The organism is Bradyrhizobium sp. ISRA430 (genome assembly GCF_029909975.1).
Taxonomy (GTDB): Bacteria; Pseudomonadota; Alphaproteobacteria; order Rhizobiales; family Xanthobacteraceae; genus Bradyrhizobium.
Map to the genome: position 1 here is coordinate 6,765,886 of NZ_CP094516.1, position 17,700 is coordinate 6,783,585.

Below are 17,700 nucleotides of genomic sequence, written 5' to 3' on the forward strand. Positions count from 1 at the left end.
GAACTCCGATCCGACGTTGTTCAGCGGGTTAGCGATGCAATAGGGGGTGCTTGCGGAATATTGTGGGACCGAGAACTTTGCGTCTGGTAACCTCACAAGTTTCGCGCGGCTGCGACCAGCGCCCATTTCGACAAACCTTAGTATAGGTTTTGCAGCCCATACCATATTGCCCAATTACCTTTGTAGGGTTGAGCACTCGTCAGGTTGTTTGTACTTTCGATCGACCCTGATCGATGGGGCGGCGCGAGGCCTGAACTGATGCCTTGCTTGAAGTCGTTGCGTTCCAATCAGGTGTGAAGGCGAACATCCTGAGTCGGACCTTTGGCCGATTGCAAAAGGGCAGGGGCTTTATCTTAAGACACTATTCGAGATCGCGATCAGCGATCAGAACGGCGGAGCCAATATTCATTCGAGCGACGAGGATGGAGAAGCGGAGGATTGGGCGCGTTATGCTCAGGAACGCGTGAGCTCTTAGAGTAGCCGATAACGCTTCCCTCATACTACGGGCTTTAGCGCAGTCGCCGCATTGACGATCATTGCCGTAGCGCAAGTTGCTGGCGAATTTGCATCCCCCTCTTGAAATGCGAGTCGAGATGGCATTTACCGAGCTTTTCATCAAACGTCCGGTATTGTCGATCGTCGTCAGTTGCCTGATCTTACTGATCGGCTTTCGCGCGGCCACCGTACTGCCGATCCGGCAATATCCCAAACTATCTAATACGGTCGTCAATATCACGACTTCCTATCCTGGGGCCTCCGCTGACATGATCCAGGGGTTCATCACCACTCCCCTGGAGCAGGCAGTCGCTTCCGCCGAGGGCGTCGACTACATTAGTTCCTCATCGGTGCTCGGTACCTCCACGATTCAAGTCTACATCAAGCTCAATTTTGATCCCAACGAAGCGCTCACCGAGGTGCTCTCCAAGGTCAACTCAGTCAAATACTTAATCCCGAAGGAATCAAACGATCCGGTCGTCACTAAGTCGACCGGTCAGGCCACCGCTGTCATGTATATCGCCTTTTCCAGCGAGGAACTGGCGGCCAGCGCGATCTCCGACTACCTCTCGCGCGTTGTGCAACCCGTTATGTCAACCGTCGACGGCGTCGCAGCGGCAGACATCCTGGGCGGCCAGAGTTTTGCGATGCGGCTATGGCTCGATACCGCGAAAATGGCAGGGCACGGCGTGTCGCCGGCTGAAGTTTCGGCTGCAATCGCCGCTAACAACTTCCAGGCCGCGGCCGGCCAGACCAAGGGCTATTTCACTATCTCCGATGTCACGGCAAACACGGATCTGCGGAGTGTCGATGACTTCAAGCGCATGATCGTCAAATCCAATGACGGGGGCTTTGTGCGCATGGAGGACATTGCGATAGTCGAGCTTGCCGCGCAGACCACAGACACTAGCGTCGCAATGAACGGCGAGCACGCGGTCTTTATCGGCGTTCGGGCAAGCCCGCAAGGCAATCCGCTAAACATAGCGCGAGGCGTTCGGGCGCTGTTTCCAGAAATGGAGCGTAACCTGCCGCCGTCACTGAAGATGAAAGTGGCCTACGACTCCACCAAATTCATTCAATCGTCGCTCGATGAAGTGGAGAAGACGCTCATCGAGGCCGTAGTGATCGTTGTGGTGGTAATCTTCCTATTCCTGGCCTCGCTGCGGTCGGTCATCATTCCTGTGGTCACTATTCCGTTCTCGCTCGTTGGTGTCTGCAGCATGATGCTGGCGCTGGGGTTTTCATTCAATCTCCTGACTTTCCTTGCGATGGTTCTCGCAATCGGTCTCGTGGTCGATGACGCGATCGTTGTGGTAGAGAACATTCATCGCCATTTAGAAGAAGGTGCGCCGCCTCTACAGGCTGCTATAAGGGGCGCGCGCGAGATCGTCGGCCCTGTTGTCTCCATGACGATTACCTTGGCTGCGGTATATGCCCCAGTCGGGTTTCTCGGCGGCCTCACTGGTGCGCTGTTCCGCGAGTTCGCGTTTACGCTAGCGGGAGCGGTGATCGTGTCGGGCGTGATCGCTTTGACGCTGTCGCCGATGATGTGCTCGGTCTTCCTGAGGCGCGCTGAGGAGGGGCGGTTTGCAAGATTTGTGAACCGCGGCTTCAGCACCATGACACGATGGTACGGCCGCAAGCTCGACCGCTCGCTCGACTATCGTCCGATTACCGGCCTGTTTGCGCTGACCATGCTGGGCCTCGTCGGCTTTCTCTATATGAACACTTCCAAGGAACTCGCACCCGAGGAGGATCAAGGTATCGTATTCGCTCTAACCAAGGCGCCGAGATACGCCAATATCGACTACCTCAACTATTACGGCGCCAAGCTCGAACACGCGTTGCAGAAATTTCCAGAGACTGATTTGAGCTTTGTGCTCAATGGCGTTGGCGGCCAGCAGAGTGGCATGGCCGGAATGTTGCTCAAGGCATGGGACGAGCGCAAGCGATCATCGATCGTGCTAAAGTCCCTTGTCCAGGCCGAGCTGTCCAAAATCGAAGGCATCAACGCGTTTGCCTTTAGCTTGCCGCCACTTCCGGGCGGTTCGGATGGCCTACCAGTGCAAATGGTGATCAATTCGACGCTTGGCTTCCAATCCATCTACGAGCAGATGTCGAAGCTGAAGGAAGCCGCGCGGAAGAGCGGTCTGTTCATGGTGAGCGACTCCGACCTCGAGTTCAACCAGCCGGTGGTACGAATCAAGGTTGATCGATCCAAGGCCAACGAGCTTGGCATCACCATGCAGACCATCGGAAACGCGCTCGCCACCTTACTTGGCGGAAACTACGTCAACCGCTTCAATTTGCAGGGCCGCTCCTACCAGGTGATCCCCCAGGTGCCACGCGAGGAACGCCTGGCGCCGCAAGCAATCGGGAGCTATTATGTGAAGACTGCGGCGGGCTCGATGCTCCCGCTGTCCACCGTAGTCTCCATCGAGACTGCAACCGATCCGAACGCGCTCACCCACTACAACCAGCTCAACTGCGCGACCTTTCAGGCTGTGCCGATGCCCGGCGTCACAATCGGTCAGGCTGTGGACTTCCTGGAAGCGGAGGCGAAGAAACTGCCCGCAGGCTTCAGCCACGACTTCCTTGCCGACGCGCGCCAATATGTGCACGAGGGCAACCAACTGGCCATTGCCTTTGCATTTGCACTTATAATCATATTCTTGGTGCTCGCGGCACAGTTCGAAAGTCTGCGCGATCCCCTCATCATCCTAATCAGCGTGCCGATGGCAATCGTCGGCGCCTTGATCCCGCCATTCTTTGGCTGGGCGACGATGAACATCTACACCCAGATCGGACTGTTGACACTGGTCGGGTTGATTTCCAAGCACGGCATCCTGATGGTTGAATTCGCCAATGAGCTGCAGCTCAAGGAGAGACTTGACCGTCGCTCGGCTATAGAGATGGCGGCGCGTGTCCGACTGCGTCCAATCTTGATGACCACTGCGGCGATGATCACGGGCTTCATACCCTTGATGACCGCAACGGGAGCTGGCGCCGCGAGTCGCTTCTCGATCGGGCTCGTGCTCGTCGCGGGCATGTCTGTGGGCACGCTGTTCACGCTCTTCGTGCTGCCGGCGGTCTATGTCGCGATCGCGTCCGATCATCGTGCCGATGCGAGCTCCGGCCGCGCGAAGATCGCTGCCGAGCTCGACCTCAGCGGCGCTGCTGATGCCCAGATGGCCAAGCAATGATGAAAAAATCAATCCAGGTTCGCTCAGTGTGGTACGCGAAGGAGCCTGCGACCGCTTCACGCTCCCTTACGCATCGAGATCTTCACGCCGGTGGTGCCGAGCTTGGCGACCATCAGGTGCTCGGCGAAGAGCAACGTCGGTGATACGCGGCTGCTAAGGTGAATTGTACCGGACTTCACGGCAGCGGAGCGCGAAAGCTCGACCTCGCCGGGGGAAGTAGAATTCATACTCTCCTGTAAGAGATGGCGTTGCCACTTATGCCAAGGGCTCTTGAAGGACAGCTATTTGCTTCCGTCTGACGCGCGTCCGCGTTGCTACCTAAAAAAGGTAACGCTGGTTTGAACCGCCTTAGGATTGATCGACACGAGTTCAATTCCGTGGACGAACGCGTCGAGGACGGTCGTTGTCATGAACCCCCCGCATACATGACCGACGCACTTACGGCTTTCGACACGAAAAACCATTGATCGACAAACCGAACAACAGACTGACACGTAATGGCTGAGTGATCGTAGTCAGGTACTGGGAAAAGCAGCACCGCTTCTATTGTACGACCGAAGTTGAGAGTAGGACCAACTGCTGAACCTCTGCAGTTGGGGACGGCCACTGCCGTTGTGACGGCGGTGGAGCTGGTAAGCGAATGGTCAGACTCTGCCGCAATCCTGATGACCAATGGCGACGCTGGTTCCCTGACGCGTGACCCGACGCCTCCGGCGTGGGAAACTTAAGGAAATGCCTGGGTTTGAGGCTGCTATGCGGTTCTGGCCGCAACGACGTGTTTTGCGGCCTTTGTAAATGGAGCCATCGACAACGGCTTTTCGTCGCTCACTGTATCCCTTCCGCTGGTGTTCTACATCAATCGGATTCTCAACTCCGCCATTGTGATCATTGCTTCCCGTTTACGTCCTCCTCGTCAATCTGAAGGCGTGCCGATGGTTGGAGACGAGTGTTTCCCGTGTTGCCTGTCTTGCCAGGCGTTGCGCCCGGCGGCCATGCCTTGACCTCGCTCCAGCCGGACTGGATCAAATTCGCCACCTACACGATCATTTTGCCCGGTGATCCTGCTGCAAGCTGCGGGTTGACGCCGCCCTATCGAAGCAAGTTGGCTGATCCGCCTGCCATTCGGGTGGATGCTGGGTATCCTCTCGTTCGGTGACGACTACCTCCGGGCCGTCCGTTAGCGATGCGGTTTGACAATCAGGGCCTGGTTAAACACGAATTTCGCGCCGGCCTAGCCCTGGTTCGCGTGGCGGAATCCAGCGTGACCGCCTTCGTCTATTATCACCTCGGCTTGTTCCCGAATGCGGCAGCTCGCTCTATGTTTTTATACGTAGTGTCACGCTCGACATCGTGCTGGGGGCATACCGCATGCGCCAGCTTGATCCGGACATATTTTGACGCATCTGCATGAGCTTTGATGCGGGCGTCGGTTCACTGGTGCTGATCGAGCTCGATCTAGTGCAGAGCGCCTGGGCTTTTAACGTGAGGGGGCGGCGATACTGATGGATCTGTGCCTGCTACACTTGCTCCTTACCACCCAAAGTCCGATTTGGTCATCGCGACGGTCTCGGCGAACTGGGAAGATAAGCGCTTGAACGATGCCGGCGGGCACCTCGGTATCGAATGCGCGCGCGCAGTGGACCTAAGCGACGCCGCCCTCTTCCGCGGCGCTAATAATGGCATAGAAATCTGGTTGATTGCTCCAAGACAGCCCAGCGCACCGGCGCCCGGAATTCGGGATCCCAGGACAGCCCTAAACTTTTGAAATTGTCGCCAAGTCACTCGCCGCAGCTGTGGTTGCCGCGGCAAGCGCTAGTTCAGACAAACGGATGACTCGAGACACGGCACAGCGAGCGCGGCGCAGGGAGCTTTCTGGCCGCCGGAAACCAGGAATAATTCAATATAAAGGTATCGGGCCACATTGACGGCTTGCGCGTGATAACGGTCTTGTATTGATCTCGTGAGTCAGCGCCGTTACTTGCGATGAGAACTCCCGATTTTGCAAAAGCTGTCGGAAAACCTAGAGCGGTGTTCGCGCCAAGTACACAGTGGCGTCGGGGGTGCCGTTGGCTTTGCAGGGTTTGTAGGCTTTGCGACAAAGCCATAGTGAGCGTTGCGCCTCCGGTTGTCGCAGACCAGCAAAAGTTGTCGCCCCTCTTATGGCTAGCTCATCCGGGAAGGATCACCCGAAACACCGAATCCACGGGCTCGACGATCACCCCAATTTGTCGCTCGCCCTGTGACGTAGTCCAGTTTTTGTGACGGCATTGCATTTGCAGGGATACAGAATGTCAACTTGAGGCCAACATCGTCGAGCCGTGGGCCGCTTGCAGCCGACGCACGCAGGATGAGGGGCGCCGCGCTCACGAGCCCGTTCTCTCAGGAGCGCCCGTGATACCATCTGCCAATTGGTCTGCCGGCCTGCTTGGGACGCGGCTCGCATTTTTTGTGGCCGGATTCGGCCTCGCGGCATGGGCGCCTTTGGTGCCACTCGCCAAGGAGCGGCTCGCGGTGGATGACCGCATGCTTGGTCTTCTTCTGCTCTGTCTCGGAACGGGATCCGTCGTCGCTATGCTTTTGACCAGCGTGTCGAATGCGCGGTACGGCAGCAGGCCCATTATCCTCGCGGGTGGACTTGGACTCGCGATCATCCTGCCGTGGCTTGCAATTGCCGACACACCTCTCGGGCTCGGTGCCACGCTGTTTGCTTTCGGCGTTTCACTCGGCTCGATCGATGTAGCCATGAACATTCATGCGATTGACTTGGAGCGCGCCACCGGCCGTCCATTGATGTCTGGCTTCCACGCCCAGTACAGCATTGGGGAATTCACCGGCTCTGCCGCCGTGACCTCGTTCCTCTCGCTACAGCTTGGCGCGCGTTCTTCGACGTTGGTCTGCTCAGCGGTAATGACGATCGCGATTGTGTCGGCCTGGCCGGGCTTGCTCGCGACGGGTTCGAGGCAGCAGGGGCCATTGTTTGTCTTGCCTCATCGCAGTGTGTTGCTAATAGCTGTGCTCGCGGCTATTACCTTTCTTGTCGAAGGTGCAATGCTCGATTGGAGCGCTTTGCTTCTCGTTGGGCGAAATCTTCTCGCGGAGGCGCACGGGGGCATCGGTTGTATGCTCTTTTCAATCGCAATGACCGCAGGGCGTCTCAGCGGAGATGCCGTGGTGGCGCGAATCGGGGACCGTGCCACATTGATGCTTGGGACACTGCCGATCGTGACAGGCTTCTTGGCTGTGGTGGCCGCGCCCGTCGCGTTGATTGCTATGGTGGGGTTCCTGCTTATTGGATTGGGTATTTCAAATGTTGTACCCGTACTGTGTCGCTGTGCCGGCAAACAGAAAGTGATGCCAGCAGGCGTTGCGATCGCGGTCATCACGACAGGCGGCTACGCGGGTATACTCGTCGGGCCCGCTGGCGTCGGGCTCGTCGCCTACATCTTTGGCTTGCCCTTGGCGTTCGCGATGTTAGGCGCGCTCATGTCCATCGTTACGCTGTCGGCGAGGATGATAATGACAGACCATCGTTAACCCTTTGTCGAGAGGAAAGGGACACCAGCACGATTCCGGCTAATGACGGTCCCCGGTCGGCGTTTAGCGGCTTAGAGTCGATGAGCTCTCAACTTGGTGGCAGCAAGTTTCGATCATGGCCATTCTCCTTTTCCTGCAAGTGGTTGGCCACCTCGTAGCTAGGATACGGCGCGTCACTCGGGTTCTTGACGTCCGACTGAGCTTGGTTGTTGACAATGAACGCTTGTCACGTGCGAAGCAAAGTAGGTCGTTACGTGAGCGGCAAGTCCGCTAGGCTGGACATTCACCGCCGATTGATACCTAGGATTGGCCGTTATCCCGAAACAGGCAGATCACTCTGGTGCCGTCCATCGCTGTCGGCGCGATACGCCCGGTATGCCAGCTGAATGCCGTCCTCAAGCGAGGTCGTGGCGCGCCAGCCGAGCCCGGACAGCCGCGCGACGTCGAGTAGCTTGCGCGGCGTGCCGTCAGGGCGCGACGTGTCGAAGCTGATCTCACCGCGAAAACCGATGGCGGCCGCGACCATGAGTGCTAACTCGGCGATGGTGATGTCCTCGCCGGTGCCGATATTGATCAGCTCGGCCCCCGAGTAGGTCTTCATCAGGTGCACGCAGGCATCGGCCATGTCGTCGACATAGAGGAACTCGCGGCGCGGCGTGCCGGTGCCCCAGACCACCACGCTTCTCGCGCCCGCGAGCTTGGCCTCGTGGAAGCGCCGGATCAGGGCGGCGACCACGTGACTGTACTCGGGATGATAATTGTCGCCGGGCCCGTAGAGATTGGTCGGCATCACGCTGATGAAGTCGCTGCCATACTGGCTGCGATAGGCCTCCGCCATCTTGATGCCGGCAATCTTGGCAATCGCATAGGGCTCGTTGGTGGGCTCGAGCGGGCCGGTCAGCATCGAGTCCTCGCGCAGCGGCTGGCTCGCGAGCTTCGGATAGATGCAGGAGGAGCCCAAAAACATCAGCTTCTCGGCGCCGCTTTGATGCGCGGCGTGGATCACGTTGGCCGCGATCGCGATGTTGTCGTAGATGAACTCGGCGCGCAGCGTGTCGTTGGCGGCGATGCCGCCGACCTTGGCGGCGGCGAGGAACACCACCTGCGGCCGCATTTTCGCGAACCAGTCGAACACGGCGGCCTGGTTGCAGAGATCGACCTCGCGCCGGTCCACCGTGACCAGCTTGACGTCCTCCCGCGCCAGCCGGCGCACCAGCGCGCTGCCGACCATGCCGCGATGGCCGGCGACGTAGACGCTCTTGCCCTTCAGTTCAAACGGTGCGTTTGCCATTGGCGACGTCCCGTTTGGCCTCGGCCAGATCGCTCGCCATCATCTCCTCGACGAGCTGGGCAAACGTCCGCTTCGGCTTCCAGCCGAGCTTGTCGCGGGCCTTGCTGGCATCGCCGATCAGGAGCTCGACCTCGGTGGGACGGAAGTAGGTCGGATCGATCCGCACCACAATCTTGCTGCTCTTGGCATCGACGCCGGTCTCCTCGACGCCCTTGCCGCGCCATTCGATGCGGCGGCCGACCTGCGCGAAGCAAAGCTCGACCATCTCGCGCACCGAGCGCATCTCGCCGGTGGCGAGCACGAAATCGTCGGGCGCATCGGCCTGCAGGATCATGTGCATGCCCTCGACATAATCCTTGGCATGGCCCCAGTCGCGCTTGGCCTCGAGATTGCCGAGATAGAGCGTGTCCTCGAGCCCGAGCTCGATGCGGGCGACGCCGCGGGTGATCTTGCGGGTGACGAAGGTCTCGCCGCGGATCGGGCTCTCGTGGTTGAACAGGATACCGTTGGAGGCGAACATGCCATAGGCCTCGCGGTAGTTCACCGTGATCCAGTAGCCGTAGAGCTTGGCGACGCCGTAGGGCGAGCGCGGATAGAACGGCGTGGTCTCCTTCTGCGGGATCTCCTGCACAAGGCCATAGAGCTCCGAGGTCGAGGCCTGGTAGAACCGCGTCTCCTTCTCCATGCCGAGGATGCGGATTGCCTCCAACAGGCGCAGCACGCCGACGGCGTCGGCGTTGGCGGTGTATTCGGGGCTCTCGAAGCTGACCGCGACGTGGCTCTGGGCGGCGAGATTGTAGATCTCGGTCGGCCGGATCTGCTGCACCAGGCGGATCAGATTGGTCGAATCGGTCATGTCGCCGTAGTGCATCATGAATGGAACCTCGCCGACATGCGGGTCCTGGTAGAGATGGTCGACACGCGCGGTGTTGAACGAGGACGACCGCCGTTTGATGCCGTGAACCGCGTAGCCGAGCGACAGCAGATGTTCGGCGAGATAGGCGCCGTCCTGCCCGGTGACGCCGGTAACCAGCGCAACGCGCCGCTTTGAGTCCTGAGCCGCCATGGTCTCCCTTGGTTGCGCCGCAAAGAGCCTCGCTTTGAAACACAATTGCGAAGCCATTTCTCGAAAAATCTAGATGCGCACGCGCGCTCCACCCGCAATTAAAGGAAAGCGATCGTTAGCTCCAGTCATACAGATCGTGCAGGAATGCACACTATATACATTGATTTATATTTGTACTGAAGGATGCCAACACATTGAGCCTCAAAAATGAAGCCCACTAACCCTGGCAATGCGATAATCCTAAGCAGGCGAGATGGATGGCAAAACGCCGTTACGCGCGCCCGGGGTGCGCTTGCCCCTGGGCGATATTTCCAATGAGATAGAAGCGACGGTCTGTGCTCCTTATCTATCCTCAGGCGCATGTGTGCATTCGCGTGGTCTCGTCATGGCGTGGGAGAGCGACGAGCTGAGGCCGCATTCGTCAATGCATTTGTCGGAATGAGACATGCAAGCCAGCACACGGCCAAGCCTGCTCATAGAGCCTAGTCTACAAAGCGCTGTTAACTTCCGAACAGAACACGCAGTCTTGCAGGTCGACTCATCAACCATGATCAGCGCCGTTGCCAATATCCAACTCGCGGCAGGCAGTGGATGGTCGACGCGAGACAAAGTGAGAAAGAGTAGCAAACGTTGGTATAGTTCGTCGAACGTTTCGATATCGAGAGCTTACTTTCGTACAATGGAGCTTCGACGCTAATCCTTTAACCTTGACCGAGCGTAAGTTGCCTCGGTTCGAGTATGATAAGTCTCTTAAACCCGCGCCGGAAAAATGTCTCCAGTAAGACAGGACAATTCAAGCTAGAGCTGCTGCGCGGTTTGTACTCGATCGGCAGCCAAAAGCGGAATGTAGCCGGGCGAAGCGATATGGCTGAAAGAGATCTAACTCACGCTTGTGAATGCGGCGGCGATACAGGCGGCCGCGAAAAATCCCGAACTTGACACCTGTTAGCATCGGGCAAGCGAATTTCATGACCGGGTTCCTGTAGGGGGACGTCGGAATCCTTAAACTTGGGCTGCATTGATCGATATGTGTGGAATTGTTGGCATTCTTGGGCGTGGTCCGGTCGTTGGGCAGTTGGTCGCGTCGCTCAAGCGATTGGAATATCGCGGCTACGACTCCGCAGGCCTCGCGACTCTCGAAGGTCTCCGTATCGAGCGCCGCCGCGCTGAAGGTAAGCTGAGAAACCTTGAGGAGCAGCTGCGCTATTATCCTCCGTCGGGTCATACCGGCATCGGTCATACCCGCTGGGCGACACATGGAAAGCCGACCGAGAGCAATGCTCACCCGCATGCGACGGAGAACGTCGCGGTCGTTCATAACGGGATCATTGAGAATTTCCGCGAGCTGCGAGCCGAACTGGAGCGGAATGGGGCCCATTTTAACTCAGAGACAGACACGGAGGTGGTGGCGCATCTCGTCGAATCTTATCTCAAGAAGGGCTACTCGCCGCAGGATGCGGTACAAGCGTCGCTGCCGCGGCTGCGCGGTGCCTTCGCACTGGCATTCCTTTTCAAGGCCCACGACGACCTTTTGATCGGTGCGCGTAAGGGGTCGCCCCTTGCGATTGGACATGGTAACGGCGAAGTGTATCTAGGATCGGACGCGATCGCGCTCGCGCCTTTGACCGACACCATCACCTATCTTGAGGACGGCGACTGGGCCGTGCTTACGCGCACGATGTGCGTGATTTATAGCTCAGACGGATCTGTCGTCCAGCGGGAAACATCAAAGTCTGGCGTATCGTCACTCCTTGTAGACAAAGCGAATTATCGCCACTTCATGGCGAAGGAAATCCACGAGCAGCCGACAGTGGCCGGCAAGACATTGGCGCATTATCTCGACATGGCGGCCAAGCGCGTCGCCCTGCCGCTCACATTGCCGTTCGACTTTAAATCCATTCAGCGCATCTCTATTACCGCGTGCGGCACTGCAAGCTATGCCGGACACATCGCCAAATACTGGTTCGAGCGGCTGGCGCGCTTGCCTGTCGAGATCGATGTAGCGTCCGAGTTCCGCTACAGGGAGGCACCTTTGCGCCGGGGCGATCTCGCGATCGTCATCTCGCAGTCGGGCGAAACCGCTGACACGCTAGCTGCGTTGCGATACGCCAAGGACCAGGGCGTGCACACGATATCTGTGGTCAACGTCCCGACGTCGACGATTGCGCGGGAGAGCGAATCCGTTCTGCCGACGCTGGCGGGGCCAGAAATCGGCGTCGCCTCCACCAAGGCGTTCATCTGCCAGCTGATGGTATTGGCGGCGCTTGCCGTCGCAGCGGGAAAAGAGCGCGGTAAGCTGTCTGAGATCGATGAATCGAAGCTTGTGCGTGAGCTTATCGAAGTGCCGCGGTTGATTGCTGCGGCGCTGTTGATCGAGCCGCAGATCGAGAAGCTCGCGCGTTATATCGCCGATACAAGGGACGTGCTCTATCTCGGTCGTGGCACATCGGCCCCCCTGGCGTTGGAGGGCGCACTCAAGCTGAAGGAAATTGCCTATATCCACTCAGAAGGTTATGCCGCCGGCGAGCTCAAGCACGGACCGATCGCACTGATAGATGAGGCAGTGCCTGTTGTGGTGATCGCGCCTTATGACAAGGTCTTCGAGAAGACCGTCTCGAATATGCAAGAAGTTGCGGCTCGGGGCGGCAAGATCATCCTGATCACCGATTCGAAGGGTGCTTTGGAAGCGACGGTGGACACACTCATGACCATTGTGCTGCCGGAGATGGTCGCAAGCTTTACGCCGATGGTCTATGCCATTCCGGTTCAGCTCTTGGCTTACCATACCGCCCTCGTAAGGGGCGCGGACGTGGATCAGCCGCGTAATCTAGCAAAATCGGTGACTGTGGAATAAGGCGGCAGTGTTATATCGGAGCATTGAGGCCACTAATGGAGTGGGCGAGCTCAAGGAGGGCGATCGCAGTATCAACAGGTCAATCATAGGCCGATCCAGCTCGATGAGCAGAGTCAGTCTTGCTTGCGTCATCATCGTCAACCGACTAACGCCAATGGGAGCGAGCGTTACCTTCCTGTCGTCAAGCGGACCGGTCGATAACAAGTGGGAATCACGGACAATTGGGAGATCCAAGTCGGCTCTAGGTTACCCAGCCTGCTATCTGCTTTGCAGGGCCAAATCAGCCTGAAGCTCGATGCACAAAAGATATTCTCTAACTCATCCTCCCACCTTGCCGAAGCCGACGAGCAAGTCGGTGCACACAACAGCTTCGGGTCGCTCCGTCGTGGCTTATTCACTGGGAGCGCATACGCGCGACAACTGACTTTTCTTGATTGCCAGCATCCGCCCCATGTCGGGCACGTTGAGCATGCACTTCGACCCCCCGGGGACGATAGCTTAGGATTAGCAGTTCGGTTTGTCGCTTAGATCGCGCGTAGCAGCGGCTCACGCAATCCGGTTGGACCATACGCGCTACCGCGGCCCTCCCAGCTGCTACGTGTCATCAAATGGATTGTTAGAAACCTGACATTCCCGCGCAAGTTCGAGGGCCTAAAACTGAGTGCAGGGCGGCGCCGCACCGGAAGGACGCGGCGCCCCCGGCTGTAGCGGCAGGAGAGTACTATTAGTCATTATATACTCCAGCGGCCGACCCGCTCGTATAGCAGGATCTACCAGCCTAGCTGGCGACGCGGGATTTAGCGCGACTGGCAACTCCGGTTGGTGGGCCAGCGATCGCATCCGGTTCCTACCGAGGAGCCGCAGATCTGGTTGACCAGAATAACCGCTCCTCATTCTGGGCACGGGATTTGCTGTCCCGCTCCTCGAACGTGCTGTCAACGCATGTCTGGGAGGACCGCGCCTTAGGGCAGCCTCTCCATTTCTATCGTTTTGAAGCCTCGCACCGAGAGTACGAGTGTGCAGCCGCAAATCTCAGGGCGACAAGCTCAACAACGCAATCGTGGTGAGGTGGCTTGGCAGGCTAGGTCTCCGCTCGCCACACTCCAAGGAGGAACGCGATGAATGATCGCAATGTGGCCGAAGTCGATCTTCACAACCTACAGGTCTCGGATCCACTGATTGGGCAATGCCAGCAGTTGGTCAGGGAAGTGGCAATTCCCTACCAATGGGAGGTACTAAACGATCGCAATCCCGAGGTGATACCGAGTCACGCGGTAGAGAACTTCCGCCTTGCTGCAGGACGTGCGAGGGGCGAGTTCCATGGCACGGTTTTTCAGGACAGTGACGTCGCAAAATGGCTTGAGGCGGCTGCATGGTCGCTGTGCCAGGCACCAAATCCAGACCTGGAGAAAGCCGTCGATGAGCTGATTGAATTGATTGCGGCCGCCCAAGGCGGCGACGGTTATCTCAACACTTATTTCATACTGAACGCGCCTCAGGAGCGCTGGACCAACCTAACGGAGTGCCACGAGCTTTATTGCGCTGGCCACTTGATTGAAGCGGGTGTCGCATTCTTTCAGGGGACTGGCAAACGGCGATTGCTGGAGGTCGTTTGCAGGCTTGCTGACCACCTCTGCACAGTTTTCGGCCCAGAGCGCGATCAGTTGCACGGCTATGATGGCCATCCGGAAATCGAACTTGCGTTGGCACGCCTCTACGAAGCGACAAAGGAGCAGCGATATCTCACGCTAGCCAATTATTTCTTGGAGCAACGTGGCACGGAGCCACACTTCTACGACATTGAGTACGAGAAGCGCCAGCAATCCTGCGTGCCCAAATCCGATGGCACGCCTTGGATGATAAAGAACAAAGCGTATAGCCAAGCGCACTTGCCCCTTTCGGAGCAGCGGACTGCAACCGGTCACGCGGTTCGTTTTGTATACCTCATGACGGCAGTAGCTCATCTCGCGCGTCTGCGCCAGAACGAGGAGCAGCGCAAAACTTGCCTACGGCTATGGCAAAACATGGTCCAGCGCCAGATCTATATTACCGGAGCCATCGGCTCGCAAGGCGCCGGCGAAGCGTTCAGCAGCGATTACGATTTGCCAAATGACACGGCATACGCGGAAAGTTGCGCGTCGATTGGCCTGATGATGTTCGCGCGCCGTATGCTGGAGATGGAACTGGACGGTCGCTATGCCGACGTGATGGAGCGTGCGCTCTACAATACCGTTCTCGGCAGTATCGCGTTCGACGGGCGTCACTATTTCTATGTTAACCCGCTCGAAGTGCATCCCAAAACGCTGAGGTCTAATGGCATCTACAATCACGTCTCGCCGGTGCGACGACGCTGGTTTGGCTGCGCGTGCTGTCCACCGAACATCGCACGCCTTTTCACATCGATTGGTCATTACATCTACACGCCCAGCACCGACGCGCTCTATGTAAATCTCTACGTTGGTAATAGGGTGGCAATATCCGTCGACGGACATGCGCTGCGGTTGCTCATAAGCGGCAGCTATCCCTGGAGAGACGAGGTGGAAATCGCCGTCGAATCTGCGCCGCCAATTGCCCACACGCTCGCCCTGCGCCTGCCGGAATGGTGCAGCGCGCCGCAGGCGAGCGTGAACGGCGAGCCTGTGAATTGCGAGCCGCGCAAGGGCTATTTGCACATTCACCGAACCTGGCGGCAGGGAGATCGCGTCAAACTATCGCTGCCAATGCAAGTGCGTCGCGTATACGGCCATCCACAACTTCGCAATTTGGCCGGCAAGGTGGCCATCCAGCGTGGCCCCTTAATTTATTGTCTGGAGGAGGCCGACAACGGGAACGAGTTGCACAACGTTTGGCTTGGTGCAGACAGTCAGTTTTCCCTTATCGAAGGAACTGGTCTCTTTAGTGGCAAGATCTTGCTGCAGGCCGGCGGGGCGCGGTTGCAACACACGCATTCTGAAGAAGCGGCGCTTTATCAATACGACAAAATGCCTGGACAGCTAGAACCGCAGCGGCTGACATTCATTCCGTGGTTCAGCTGGGCTAACCGCGGCGAAGGCGAAATGCGGATTTGGGTAAATGAGCGTTGACGCCGAACGCGCGGTCGCGCTTCCACGAGTCGACGTTAGGCTATGTTTCTGGGGCAGGCGATATCGTTGCTCAAAGTCTGGAAATCGGCCAATCTATGGAAGGCGGTCCGCGAGCTCCACTGGAACGTTGAAAAGAAAACCTGGATATGAGGCGGCCGCGGCGGAACTCCGAAAAGAGTACGATCCGATTGGCGTCAGCAGGTCAATCAGCGATCAACCAAATTCCTAATAGAGGCGCTTCCTCGGAGCTGTTCGCGGCCTCTCATCAAAACCTGATGAATGCCAATGGCACGAGCGTGTGCCGCCGTGTCGTTCAGAAGGAAGCCCTATGACAAGCCAACGTGAGGGCGGCCACGTCAGGTTTTGGTAAGCCAAGCTCCCTATCAGCGCCGCTGGGCTTAACAAGCCTAAGCTAGATGCGGAAATGTATGTCCGACGGGAGCACCAATCGCCATGTATAATCGGATCAATGGCTCGTCCTACTTCCAATCCTCTCACTTTGCCGAAACTGATGAGCAAATGGACGCAGACAACTTTGCGGATGCGTTCGCCAATATGCGCTTAGCCGAATCTGGCTCGAGTGGCAGTTCATCTTCGGCAACAAGACCGTATTCGCTCGTTTCAACCCCTCCCATCATAGAGTTCAGGGATCGTCAGTCATTCCGAAAAGCCGCGGAGGCCTATCACGGCGACGAAATCAATTACATCGCCGACAACCCCCAAGAGTACTCCGACTTCGTGTCCGCCAAGGCAAGGCGAACTGCAGAAGTTGCCAAAGACTACGGGACAACCCGAGATTCCGAGAATGCGCGATACTTCAGCTACCAATTGGGCAACAAGAGTGTCGGACTTCTAAGAATGGAAGGCGGTGACAGCATGACCGAGTTCGACGTCAAAAGGTGGAAGAAGCTATTTCCTGGACGCCACGGGACTACCTCTACTGTGGATCTTCAAGTCGTTCATCCGCTTGTCGAGAACGCTGGCGATATCCTCCTCGAGCATCAGCTTCGAATAGACGGCGAACAGCCGCTGCTGAATTTGCGTCCGGCCAATCCCGAAGCAAGAGCCCGTGCGGCAAAGATGGGATTCGTCGAGGTTGACGCCGACAACATGGTTCTCGACCCAGAGAAGTCAGACAAGTGGGTAAGGAATAGCGACGGCGACTGGCAGCGAAAAGGCACTGCCGCGCGGTATCTTTCCAAAGCTGACGACAGTGAAGGTAGTGATACCGAGATCCCAGCGAGCCCCTCAACGTACGATTATGAGGATGATTTTATGTGACCATGGGATCACCGGTGATTGGGCCCGATGGAGTAGACTAATCTAGCCTGCTCCGGGCTCCTCTGTGTTTATAGCCTTTTCGGCTGAGAGTTCCTCTGAGTTGGCTCAGAAGACTGCCAGTGCTCCTTGGCTTAGCGGTTGCTGAGTTGTTTGAGCGTTGGAAGTAGGGGCTCACTGCGCAAGCAATTGCGACAATGCTCGCTGCGGCGAGGACCCGCATCGGGTGCCACCAAAGTGCGCCCGGCCGCCGAGGGGCCGGGCGTGTTGCGCCGAGCACGTTGGACGGCTTGGAGGCAGAAGTCTCCTACAGATGACGGCCTACGAAGTGGTAAGGGCATGGGAGCCTGCCGTGAGTCGGTGGGCAAGGAAATGCACCGCGAAGCGGCGCCCGATGGACAAGACGACCGGCATGCGTTAACGGACATAGCGACGCCGTGAGCACGAGCGTCGTGCAGAGCTCTTTCGCCAGAATAGCCTCAACACAAGACGCGAGGCGGTTGTGCTGGGCGAAGCTGCGTTATCATCGTCACTGCAGTCGGGCTGCGAACAGCCACTCTCTTGTTTTGTCGAGGGCTCTCGCGCCAGCTCCATTCTGGAATGGAGCATATAGCCGTGATCCAGACGAGTTAAGAAGTGCTTAGGGTCGTCGATTGCTTTGGGTGAGCATTACCTTGAACGTCGACCTACAGTATGAGTCGAGCTGACTGCCCTTCCGGCCCTCGCAGCGATAAAGTTGTTCTGCACCACGGTAGCCGCCCGGCGATAGTCGGTAAAGCATCGATCAGGCAACAATTGGCAATTGGCCTCTCGCTCGCGTTTTCGAGCAAGTAGCGTGTTTGACTGCGAAAAGCTAGACCGGCGGCGAGATCGACGCGTGGACCGTTTAGATCGGA

General features: G+C 57.8%; 8 protein-coding genes. 5 read left to right on the forward strand and 3 right to left on the reverse strand.

Annotated features, from left to right (window positions below):
• Positions 1–593 precede the first annotated feature (593 nt).
• Positions 594–3,698 carry an efflux RND transporter permease subunit gene (locus tag MTX21_RS32225; RefSeq protein ID WP_280968609.1) on the forward strand — a complete coding sequence of 1,035 codons (3,105 nt, stop codon included), beginning with the start codon at positions 594–596 and terminating at the stop codon, positions 3,696–3,698.
• A gap of 56 nt (positions 3,699–3,754) precedes the next feature.
• Here the strand turns inward: MTX21_RS32225 and MTX21_RS32230 are convergent, their stop codons facing one another.
• Positions 3,755–3,925: a hypothetical protein gene (locus MTX21_RS32230; RefSeq protein ID WP_280968610.1), complete on the reverse strand. Its 171-nt coding sequence runs from the start codon at positions 3,923–3,925 to the stop codon at positions 3,755–3,757.
• Positions 3,926–6,092: 2,167 nt separating this feature from the next.
• Between MTX21_RS32230 and MTX21_RS32235 the strand changes: the two genes are divergently transcribed.
• Positions 6,093–7,232, forward strand: coding sequence for an MFS transporter (locus tag MTX21_RS32235; protein WP_280970856.1), 1,140 nt, complete (start codon positions 6,093–6,095; stop codon positions 7,230–7,232).
• 313 nt (positions 7,233–7,545) lie between these two features.
• Here MTX21_RS32235 and MTX21_RS32240 read toward each other — a convergent pair whose 3' ends face one another.
• A complete protein-coding gene (locus MTX21_RS32240) occupies positions 7,546–8,523 on the reverse strand; it encodes a GDP-L-fucose synthase (RefSeq protein ID WP_280968611.1) in 978 nt (325 codons plus the stop codon).
• Complete coding sequence (gene gmd / locus MTX21_RS32245) at positions 8,504–9,589, reverse strand: GDP-mannose 4,6-dehydratase (protein ID WP_280968612.1); 1,086 nt, start codon at positions 9,587–9,589, stop codon at positions 8,504–8,506. Before gmd ends, MTX21_RS32240 begins: the two co-directional genes overlap by 20 nt.
• Positions 9,590–10,616: 1,027 nt before the next feature.
• Here gmd and glmS point away from each other — a divergent pair.
• The 3 genes from glmS to MTX21_RS32260 all read left to right on the forward strand — a co-directional run bounded on the left by glmS (position 10,617) and on the right by MTX21_RS32260 (position 16,807).
• A complete protein-coding gene (glmS, locus tag MTX21_RS32250) occupies positions 10,617–12,443 on the forward strand; it encodes a glutamine--fructose-6-phosphate transaminase (isomerizing) (protein WP_280968613.1) in 1,827 nt (608 codons plus the stop codon).
• A 1,118-nt stretch (positions 12,444–13,561) separates the two neighbouring features.
• Positions 13,562–15,526, forward strand: coding sequence for a beta-L-arabinofuranosidase domain-containing protein (locus MTX21_RS32255; protein ID WP_280968614.1), 1,965 nt, complete (start codon positions 13,562–13,564; stop codon positions 15,524–15,526).
• Between the two features lie 453 nt (positions 15,527–15,979).
• On the forward strand, positions 15,980–16,807 hold the full coding sequence (locus MTX21_RS32260) for an Effector protein NopP (RefSeq protein ID WP_280968615.1): 828 nt from the start codon (positions 15,980–15,982) through the stop codon (positions 16,805–16,807).
• Positions 16,808–17,700: the final 893 nt, after the last annotated feature.